This window comes from Apilactobacillus sp. EABW-1NA, from assembly GCF_030398685.1.
Taxonomy (GTDB): domain Bacteria; phylum Bacillota; class Bacilli; order Lactobacillales; family Lactobacillaceae; genus Apilactobacillus; species Apilactobacillus waqarii.
Genome location: NZ_JAPDKO010000017.1, coordinates 21,104 through 29,506 on the forward strand (window position 1 = coordinate 21,104; position 8,403 = coordinate 29,506).

Genomic DNA, 8,403 nt, shown 5'->3' on the forward strand with positions numbered 1-8,403 from the left:
TAATTAATACAACTCGGAGGAAATTATTGTGCAATTCACATGGCAAAATCAAGATGAACAAAACGCTGGTATCAAGAAGTTCTTAGGTGCCCATGGCGTCTCGCATCGGATGTATAATGATGTTAAATCAACTGGTACAATTCTAGTGAATGGTAACGCAGTTGGTTTGAATTATAAGCTTGCCGTGGGCGATGAAGTGACGGTAATCTTTCCACCGGAAACAAGTGACAATGAGGTTGCATTCAGTGATGAAGCAATCGATGTCATCTATGAAGATGATAATTGGTTGGTGGTGAACAAACCAGCGGGGTTAACCAGTGTGCCGGGACCATCTAACCGTGTCGATACGTTGGTCAACCGCATCAAGGGATATTTGAAAAAACAGGGCAGTACTGATTTGAGGCCCCACCTAATCACGCGACTAGATCGTTTTACATCTGGAATCGTCTTGGTCGCCAAGAACCGTTTAGCCAATAGTTTAGCTAACCAACAGGTGGCCCAACACAAGATTGATAAGATGTACTATGCCGTTGTGGACGGGACTGGTTTGGACGACCACGGGATGATTGATAAACCAATCGGCCGTGTCGGTGACAACTTCAGAAGAGAGGTCATCGAAGACGGTCAAAGTGCCAGAACCGAATACTGGAAGGTCGAAGAGTTTGATGATGCCACACTGGTGCGTTTGAAACTCCACACGGGTCGGACCCATCAAATCAGAGTTCACATGACATCACTAGGTCATCCGCTATTGGGGGATGAATTATATCAGGGACCACTTGATAGGGGCATTGACCGCCAAGCACTTCATGCTTACTACTTACAGTTTATTGATGAATTAGCAAATCAAGTTCGCACTTTTGAAATTGAATTACCAGCGGATATGAAATCTGTGGTGAAGGAGGATCATAATGACTGAAAAAGCCAAATTAGTACATTGTATTGTCGATGATGCACAACTATATTCTGATGAAGGCTTCTACCTAGGGGACTTGGCCCAACCGATTTCCAATGCGGTCAAATCCGATTATCCAGGAGCTAAGGTCACCAGTTTTATCTGCGCTCACCATCTATTGAAGTATCGAATGTCTAGGGTTGACTCATTAATCAATGCCGACTTAAAACAAAGTCAAAAGATTAACCGTAAGTTGACCAAGGCACTACAAAACGATAACTATGAAATCAGAGACGTCAACGAGGCTTTGCAACAAAGCCTAACCTTTGGACAAAAAATATCGGATGCGGTTGCTAGATTTGGGGGTAGTTGGACCTTTATCTTCATCTTTATCGTCATCTTGATCATTTGGATGATCATCAATGGTTTGGCACTATTCGGTGTTCATTTTGATCCATATCCATACATTCTATTGAACCTATTCTTGAGTTGTTTCTCAGCAATTCAAGCCCCAATCATCATGATGAGTCAAAACCGTGCCGCTGAACGTGACCGTTTGCACTCAGAAAATGATTTTCATGTTAACTTAAAATCAGAACATGAACTAAGAATTATCCATGCTAAGCTAGACCACTTAACCCAAAATCAATTACCTCATGATTTGGAAGTTGAAAAATTACAACTACAAATCCTAGGTGAAGTTAGAAGTGAGCTAGCTAAGTTGCGTGACGAAAACACTAAATTAAAAGAAAAACTAAAACAACAGGAGAATCAATAATGGAAGATAACATTCAATTAGGTGCAGACGTTTTCAACAAGATGATGTTTGTGCTAGAAACGCCAGTAACACAAGACAACCACAAGTACTACAAATTCATGGATCAAGAAATGCAAGAAATTGCTGACAACATCTGGGCAATGCCTGCATACATGAAGGAAGACGATGATTTTTCAATGTTCTTCATCATCACTGAAATCGAAAGTGGTGAAACAGTCGTTGCGTTCTCAGAAGGTAGCTTACAAGATGGTAACTTCTCATTAGGAGAACCAATGGTTTCTGGAAAGGGACTTAATATTTTAAACGAACATGATGAAAAAAGAGCAGCCTCAGTTCTTCATTTCTTAAACCAAATTTCCAAAGCAGCTGAAGGAAATTGGAGAATGATTGAGGACTAAAATTCTCGATTTTTAACATGTTCTCAAGGCACGTCATGATGGGCTTTATGAGAGTTTTCATAAAAGTCCATTTTTTTGTAAAAAAGTCTTTGCTTTTTGGAAAAATGGTGGTAATATTTTCTAGTCGCTAAAATGCTAAATATTTAAATCAAACACAAAAAGGGGGGGGCTTAGATCATGTTAATGAGAAGAGCACAAATCGAAGATTTTAACGCAATTGAACAAATTATTTTCGAAGGGAAGGAATTGCTTGCCAAACAGGGTGTGAACCAATGGCAAACAGGCTACCCAAATGCAGAATCATTAATGAACGACATCGTAAACGGATGGACTGTTGTACTTGAAGAAGATGGTGAAATCTTAGGCACAGCTGCCGTGATTGACGGACTAGACACTAGTTACGAAAATCTTGATGGTCAATGGTTGACTGACGGCCCTTACCTATCAATTCACCGCGTTGCAGTTTCCAACAGACACCACGGTAGAGGATTGGCTCAAAAGTTATTTGAAGGCATCTTCAATGCAGTGGAAAAAATGGACAACGTTCAAAGTGTTCGTATTGACACAAACCCACTTAACTTGGGCATGCAACATGTCATCAAGAAAGCTGGCTTTGTAGAAACCGGCAGAGTGGTTCCAATCTCTGCAACAGACTCATCAAATGTCGTAATGAACTACGCATACGAAAGAGTAATTAAACAACCAATGTTAATTGCCTAAGCTGATTTTTTTAAATCAGCTTTTTTTGTATTCTGACAAAAGGTATAATGAAATTGAATGGAGGAGGTGGCATCATGCACGAACATGAACATAACGATGTTAACGCCATGTCGCAACGTCGTTTCTTTACGGTAACAATCTTAAACTCATTAATTACGCTAGTTGAGTTTTTAGGGGGAGTTTTTTCAGGAAGTTTGTCACTATTATCAGATGCTTTTCACAATTTTGCTGATTCAGCATCAGTAGTTGGTAGTTATTATGCGCACCGAATTAGTCAAAGACCCCAAAATCAATTGAATACCTTTGGGTACAAGCGAGCTCAGATTATCTCAGCGTTTCTAAATTCACTATTTCTAGTGATTATCTCCGTTGTCCTAATCGTTGAAGGGGTGCAAAAACTATTCAAACCAGAACAGATTAACGGAAACTTAATGCTAATTGTTGCTGTGGTTTCGACAGTTGCTAATTTGGTATCCACACTACTATTAAGTCGTGGTTCAAAGCATAATCTAAACATTCGAGCTACATATCTACATTTATTGAGTGATACTTTAGCTTCAATTGGTGTTATCCTAGGTGGGATTTTAATTAAGTTATTCGATTGGGTGCTAGTCGATCCAATCATCACCATCATCGTTGCACTATACATTTCAGCTGAAGCATATCCAATCATTAAAAAGACCGTTAAGATTTTGATGCAGGGATCACCAACAGTTGATTGCTATGCAATTCAAAAGGACATGATGAACATTGAAGGAATTACCGGAGTTCACCACGTTCACATCTGGTCGGTAGATGAAAACAGTATCGTATTCTCAGCGCACATTAACATGCAAGACATGCTAATTTCCGAGGCTGAAAAGATTTATGATCCAGTTGCCAAACTATTACATGATAAGTACGGCATCGAACACGTCACACTTCAAGCCGAAGTAGAACGCGGGAAGAAAGAGGATTTATATCTCGATTCCAGAAACGATATTGATTAATAGAGAAAATAAAAAAAGACGCTTTTCAAAACGAAAAGAGTCTTTTTTGTTTTGAAAAACGGCCTTTTAAATTATACCCCGTGTGGAGCAGCTACAAATTGTCTGTCATACCACTCGTTCCAAGTGATTTCGCTATTACCATTGGCGAAGTATTTCATATCTAATTCGCCCAATAACTTGGCATAGCTATGACTACAATAAATGATGGTGTCCTTGGCAGCATGTTCTACTGATTCGAACTTGTTGCGGTAGACCTCCTGATTGATTTGCCATAACATCGATTGGTCAGGAACCTGACTTAAAATCTCCATGTTTTGGCTTCTGTAACAACGAACGTAAAATTCGCTGAATGACTTGATACTAGTAACTTTGGCTTGTTCGCTAAGCTCATCGAAACTGAATAACTTTTCTCCCATAAAAACGCCTCACTTTCGTATCGTAGATATTAATATTTAATATCTCGCCTTAATTATATAATTTTCCCCGAAAAATAGAAATAAAAATGGTAAAATAGTATATAAAGTTGTAAGATACTCTTTAGTAGATTTGAATTTAGGAGACATGGATATAAAAATGACCCCAAAAAAAGAGGACTATTTAAAAATTATTTTTGAGCTAGGTGGAACCAAAGAAAAGGTATCCAACAAGAGGATTGCCATTAGTTTGGACATTGCACCAGGATCAGTTACTGAAATGGTTAATAAGCTATTAGATGAAGGATTAGTTGAACACGAACCATACTCTGGAGTGTCCTTAACTGACGACGGAATCAAGTTAGCTGAAGTCCTAGTTAGAAAACACCGTATTTGGGAAAGTTTTTTAGTAAACGAACTAGGATATCCACTTCCAGATGTTGATAAAGAAGCTGAAGTGTTGGAACATTCTACCAGTGGTAGATTGCTAGAAGCAATGTACAAAAAATTGGGGAACCCATCTCACTGTCCACATGGAGGAGTTATTCCGAACATGTCAGGACACTATAAAGAAGATAGCCATCGCCTATTAAATGATGCTGATGACGGCGAAACAGTCGTTGTTGACCGTTTCATCGATAATCACGACCTACTAACATATTTAGGCGACATTCAATTAGATATTGGCGACAAGCTTAAGGTAATTAAGCATTCACCATTTGAAGGACCGGTAACAGTCCAAAATCTAACTGATAATCAAGAAAGTGACATTAGCTACAAGGCTTCTCACTACGTATTTATAAGAAATGCTGATTAATTAAAAGACTGAATTGAAATATTCAGTCTTTTTTATTATCATCATAATCAATGTTATAATTAGAAAAACATTAGATGACACGGAGGTGAGATGGTTGAACGAAAGACAAAGAAGTAAGTTAGTCGTTGAGACCTGTCTACTTGCTGGAAAGATTATGATTGAAAATGGATCTGAAATGGTCAGAGTTACCGATACCATTGATCGAATTTCAAGAAATGCCGGGGCCACCGAGGCCAGGGCGTACGTTACTTTGACTGGAATTATCATGTCAGCAACGCCTGACATGGGTTCACAGGTCACAGCAATTGATAAAAGAACGTTTGATTTGGAGAAGGTATCAACGGTTAATGATTACTCTCGTCAGTTCGCTGATAAGAAAATCTCACTTGGTGAATTCTATCGCCGTTTAAAGAAAATGGATAAGGATGTTAAACCATTTCCATTCTGGCTTCAAATGATTGGTGCGTTTATGGTTAGTTCCACTCTGGAAGTGGTATTTAGAAGTAACTACACCGATTTTTGGGCAGCCGGATTTGTTGGGATGATGGGTTGGTGCATCTATTGTTTGACCGATCACTACACGGACATTCGTTTCTTAAATGAATTCATAGCGGCTATTTGTATCGGCTTTATGTCGATTCTGATTATTCGAGCCGGCATCGCAAAGAGTGCCGATGATTTAATCATTGGGGGATTGATGCCACTAGTTCCCGGGGTACCGATTACCAACGCGGTAAGAGATACCTTGTCTGGTAATTTGGTTTCTGGGCCATCAAGAGGAATTGAAGCGATTATGAGTGCCTGTGCACTAGGTTTTGGTGTGGCAATGGCAATTAAGATTTTGGGGTGATTTATATTGGTAACCGTAATTATTTATAGTGTGTGCGTTTATTTTGCCACCATCGGATTTGGTTTATTAATTAATCTACCCAGAAAAGCATTGAACATGGCCGGAATCGTTAGTTTGATTGGCTGGTTAGTCTTTCACATCGTCAGCGTTCACATGGGCGGATACTTAACCGCAGATATTTTAGGAACCTTCACTGTTGGGATATTGAGTATCTTCGCATCGCGTTACAAGAAGATGCCGGTCATTATCTTTAATATTCCAGCGTTGGTGCCACTAGTTCCAGGAGGACAGGCTTATCAAGTTATGAAGTGTTTAGCAATTGGTAACTACGCGCTAGCCAAGTCCAATTTGATCCAAGTTATCTTTATTGCTGGTGGAATCGCATCTGGTTTTTTATTCGCGGAATTTTTAAACCAACTATACTTAAGATTGAAAACATATTTGAGAACAAAAAAAGCAACGAGATAATCTCGTTGCTTTTTATTTTGCGTTTTATCCAAAGAAAAAACTGATGATTAAAACGATTAGAACAAAAGTGGTAATCCAAACGTATAGCATATCTTTTTCCTTGTAGAAGGAATAGATTGATACGATTACTCGTAATACGGGAGTAAGGATTAGACAAAAGATTCCAAGCATCATAATCGCGTATGGTTTTAATGTCGCAATTCCACTAAAGATGGCTTTAAAAGTAGTAGGGAAGGCGTCGTGAGCATATCCAGACTTACCGGTGATTAGAAGTAGTAATAATCCAATAATCATGATGGTAGCTGAGATGACAACACCGACACGTAAAATCTTTCCGATTACTAATTCGATACGATTCATTTCTTCTTTAGTTGCTGGTTGTTGTGTATTCATGATCTAACCTCCTAGAATCCTTTGTATAACATGCTACATGCGATGTAGAACATGATAGGGACGAAGATAATACGAATCCATCTAGCAGGAAGTACTTGCATGATGCGAGAACCAACTGTCGCACCAACTAGAATTCCTAGTGCTAATGGCACGGCAACTTGTGGCAAGATTGAACCGTTGAAGAAATACACTGTTGCAGAAGCAGCCGCAGTAACTCCCATCATTAGGTTACTAGTTGCACTTGATGGTTTTAAAGGCATCTTCATGAAGGTATCCATTGCGATTACCTTGAAGGCACCTGAACCAATTCCTAGTAGCCCGGAAGCCAGACCTGCACCAAACATTACGGATAGACCACCGGGGATGTTTTCCACCTTGTAGTCGATTTGTTTCTTTTCAGCCTTATCGTAGTAACTTGAGTTAAGACGAAGTTTTTCAGCTAATTTATCATCTTTGGTGCTTAGATTGGACTTGTTTTTGTTCAATAATTTCTTGACCATGTTAAATGCGGAGAATAGTAGTAATAGTCCAAATAGTATGTAAAGATATTTAGGCTCTAGAATTCCTGTAAGTAAGGCCCCAGATAGTGCACCAATAGTAGTGGCAATTTCTAAAAACATTGCAACACGTAAGTTTAATACTTCATCTTTTAGATAAGCGATAGTTGATCCAGAACTAGTGGCGATAACCACAACGATACTGGCCCCGATAGCGTATTTAATATCTAAATGGAAGAAGAGTGTTAGGACAGGGGTGACGATAATTCCACCACCCAATCCTAGGACAGCGCCACCGATACCCGCTAGGACACCGATGACAATCATAAGAATGACTGTTTCAATCATTTGTAGCTCCTCCTAAAATTATAAATCACTTAATATTATAACAATTATTAGTTTCATTGCACCTATTCCAAGTTCTAAAATTAGAAAATACCCTTAAGAATAGCATTAGCTGTGGTATAATGGCATTAAAAAGTGATTAGGAGGATCGATGCATTATGATCATCGATAAGGATTACACCCGCGGTATCAGACTTTTCGTTGGGTTAGTTTTATCATTATTTATTACTGCATCGGTAATGATTGACTCAGGATATCTAAGATTTCTTGACTCAATCTTTATCGGTCAAATCCAAAAAACTACTGGCGGATTCAAGGACACAATCATGCACATGGCTACCACATTAGCTAGTCCAAAGATGGATATCATTTGGATTTTCGTTTTGGCATTCTTCATGTGGGGATTCAAGTTTAAGCTTCAAGCCCTATGGGGAATCTTTACATTAGCAGGTGCTGACGTAATTGGATTCATTGTTAAAAACATTGTTAGACGTGACCGTCCAGTATTCCACAGCGCATCTGATACCGGATTTAGTTTCCCAAGTGGACACGTATTAGGTATCTTCATCGTCATTGCGGTTGTATGGATTGTCATTCTTCCACATATCCAAAGTAACTTAATCAGAAGACTACTATATGTACTAACGTTCCTATTTGTCCTATTGGTAATGGTATCTAGAATTTATCTAAATGCTCACTTCCCAACAGACACCGTTGGTGCCGTAGTTATCGGTTACACTTGGGTACAAGTATCTGAAATGTTATATGTAAGATATGCGCCAAGATTAAAACAACACTGGCGTCCAGTTTTACACTCATACCTATAATAAAAAAGAACTG

The 8,403-nt window shown here is 38.9% G+C and carries 12 protein-coding genes; 9 read left to right on the top strand and 3 right to left on the bottom strand.

Features of this window, described 5'->3' with window-relative positions:
• The first annotated feature begins 28 nt into the window (after positions 1-28).
• The 5 genes from OEZ61_RS05690 to OEZ61_RS05710 all read left to right on the top strand — a co-directional run bounded on the left by OEZ61_RS05690 (position 29) and on the right by OEZ61_RS05710 (position 3,780).
• Complete coding sequence (locus OEZ61_RS05690) at positions 29-919, top strand: RluA family pseudouridine synthase (protein WP_198177926.1); 891 nt, start codon at positions 29-31, stop codon at positions 917-919.
• Positions 912-1,673 (top strand): DUF1003 domain-containing protein, encoded by a 762-nt coding sequence (locus OEZ61_RS05695; RefSeq protein WP_094751235.1) that lies wholly within the window; start codon positions 912-914, stop codon positions 1,671-1,673. The genes OEZ61_RS05690 and OEZ61_RS05695 overlap by 8 nt, the downstream gene beginning before the upstream one ends.
• The gene (locus OEZ61_RS05700; RefSeq protein ID WP_034535177.1) at positions 1,673-2,071 is read left to right on the top strand and encodes a hypothetical protein; all 399 of its coding nucleotides are present in this window, start codon (positions 1,673-1,675) and stop codon (positions 2,069-2,071) included. The genes OEZ61_RS05695 and OEZ61_RS05700 overlap by 1 nt, the downstream gene beginning before the upstream one ends.
• A 177-nt stretch (positions 2,072-2,248) precedes the next feature.
• The gene (locus tag OEZ61_RS05705; RefSeq protein WP_041152933.1) at positions 2,249-2,791 is read left to right on the top strand and encodes a GNAT family N-acetyltransferase; all 543 of its coding nucleotides are present in this window, start codon (positions 2,249-2,251) and stop codon (positions 2,789-2,791) included.
• A gap of 74 nt (positions 2,792-2,865) precedes the next feature.
• Positions 2,866-3,780, top strand: a complete 915-nt coding sequence (locus OEZ61_RS05710) for a cation diffusion facilitator family transporter (protein WP_290047133.1) — start codon at positions 2,866-2,868, stop codon at positions 3,778-3,780.
• A 71-nt stretch (positions 3,781-3,851) separates the two neighbouring features.
• Here OEZ61_RS05710 and OEZ61_RS05715 read toward each other — a convergent pair whose 3' ends face one another.
• Positions 3,852-4,196, bottom strand: coding sequence for a hypothetical protein (locus OEZ61_RS05715; RefSeq protein ID WP_290047134.1), 345 nt, complete (start codon positions 4,194-4,196; stop codon positions 3,852-3,854).
• Positions 4,197-4,353: 157 nt separating this feature from the next.
• On the opposite strand from OEZ61_RS05715, the gene OEZ61_RS05720 reads away from it, so the two are divergent.
• The 3 genes from OEZ61_RS05720 to OEZ61_RS05730 all read left to right on the top strand — a co-directional run bounded on the left by OEZ61_RS05720 (position 4,354) and on the right by OEZ61_RS05730 (position 6,328).
• Complete coding sequence (locus tag OEZ61_RS05720; protein WP_034531476.1) at positions 4,354-5,010, top strand: metal-dependent transcriptional regulator; 657 nt, start codon at positions 4,354-4,356, stop codon at positions 5,008-5,010.
• A gap of 85 nt (positions 5,011-5,095) precedes the next feature.
• On the top strand, positions 5,096-5,860 hold the full coding sequence (locus tag OEZ61_RS05725) for a threonine/serine exporter family protein (protein WP_347237627.1): 765 nt from the start codon (positions 5,096-5,098) through the stop codon (positions 5,858-5,860).
• A 6-nt stretch (positions 5,861-5,866) separates the two neighbouring features.
• The gene (locus tag OEZ61_RS05730; RefSeq protein ID WP_241772192.1) at positions 5,867-6,328 is read left to right on the top strand and encodes a threonine/serine exporter family protein; all 462 of its coding nucleotides are present in this window, start codon (positions 5,867-5,869) and stop codon (positions 6,326-6,328) included.
• A gap of 24 nt (positions 6,329-6,352) precedes the next feature.
• Here OEZ61_RS05730 and OEZ61_RS05735 read toward each other — a convergent pair whose 3' ends face one another.
• A complete protein-coding gene (locus OEZ61_RS05735) occupies positions 6,353-6,721 on the bottom strand; it encodes a DUF1634 domain-containing protein (protein WP_034531479.1) in 369 nt (122 codons plus the stop codon).
• Between the two features lie 11 nt (positions 6,722-6,732).
• On the bottom strand, positions 6,733-7,566 hold the full coding sequence (locus OEZ61_RS05740; protein WP_041152928.1) for a sulfite exporter TauE/SafE family protein: 834 nt from the start codon (positions 7,564-7,566) through the stop codon (positions 6,733-6,735).
• Positions 7,567-7,721: 155 nt separating this feature from the next.
• On the opposite strand from OEZ61_RS05740, the gene OEZ61_RS05745 reads away from it, so the two are divergent.
• A complete protein-coding gene (locus tag OEZ61_RS05745; RefSeq protein WP_034531481.1) occupies positions 7,722-8,390 on the top strand; it encodes a phosphatase PAP2 family protein in 669 nt (222 codons plus the stop codon).
• Positions 8,391-8,403 lie beyond the last annotated feature (13 nt).